We start from the raw sequence: 1,088 nt of genomic DNA, 5'->3' as shown, positions 1-1,088 counted from the left end.
CTGGCGTGCCGTTGAGCCAGAACAGCCGGCCAATGCGCTCCAGCGTTTGCTCCAGCGTCATGCCCTCGTCGTCGGAGATGGCCGTCAAAATCCAATCGATTTGCGACAGGCTCAAGTCCTTGTTCAGGCCCTGCATCAGCCGAAATACCGCAAAACTGTCGTTCATTTGCCCGGAGCCGTGGCCCAGCACATTGCCCCAGAAAGTGTCCTGCTCGATGTAAATCGGCTCATGCCCGCCTGCTTGGCGCAGCAGTCTATGCTGGGTCACAACCTCTGGATTTTTATACCCATAGTAATTGACCATTTTGCTGCCATCGTATTCAGACGTACCGCCCAGCATATGGAACAGGTTTCTGATATTGGCTCTAGCATGCCCGCTCAAGCCCTTGAAAATTCCTAGAGCAAAACCCGCGCCATTGATCGTCGTGGCCTCCAGCCCAGGAAACAGCCGCGTCAAGGCGGTGGCCAAATGCCCGCCCAGCGAATGGCCTACGGCCCCCATGATTTGCGACACATCCACCGGCTGCTCCAGCACCCCCTGGGAGAAAGTGGAATCCACAATCGTGCGCACTCTGCGCCATGTTTCCGTGGCATCAAAGATCACATCCCGGCGGCTTGCATCCACATCGTCCGGGTCTTCGTCAAGCCGCATCAAAGATTTAAGCCGAAAAGCCTGCCCCTTGGGCGTGGCAATGCGCTGCATGAAGTTGTACAAGTCAATGGTTTGATCAATGGTAATGCCATCGAGAATGATATCGCCTACATCGGCTTGCACATCCGCCGTGAAAAAGGGCGGCTGCCATTGCAGGCCAAACTCCGTGCCGCGCACCGCCACCACATAGGGCTGGGCTGCATTGGGGTCCTTGCTTTTGAACAAGGTGGCTGAGAAGCCTGATGGGGTGTTTCTTTCTTGATAAACGACCTCCCAGCGGGTAACGAAGTCATTGGCTTGGGATTTTGAGAAACCTTTTCCAACTAGTTGCCCTTTAATTTCATCATTACTCAAAACCCCATCATCACCAGGATCAAAGTCTGTATAACATGCTTCAGACAACAGAGCCGCTTCATGCGCAGAAAGTTTCATTTTT

1 protein-coding gene is annotated in these 1,088 nt (G+C 53.8%); it reads right to left on the bottom strand.

What is annotated here, in order from left to right; all coding sequences use genetic code 11:
* A partial coding sequence (locus CLI93_RS15250) for a hypothetical protein (RefSeq protein WP_238946654.1) occupies window positions 1-1,088 on the bottom strand: 1,088 nt, incomplete at both ends.

This window comes from Vandammella animalimorsus, assembly GCF_002288875.1.
In the GTDB taxonomy this organism is placed as follows: domain Bacteria; phylum Pseudomonadota; class Gammaproteobacteria; order Burkholderiales; family Burkholderiaceae_C; genus Lampropedia; species Lampropedia animalimorsus.
The sequence above is the reverse complement of the archived record's forward strand: the minus strand, read 5'-3'. Positions and strand labels throughout refer to the sequence as shown.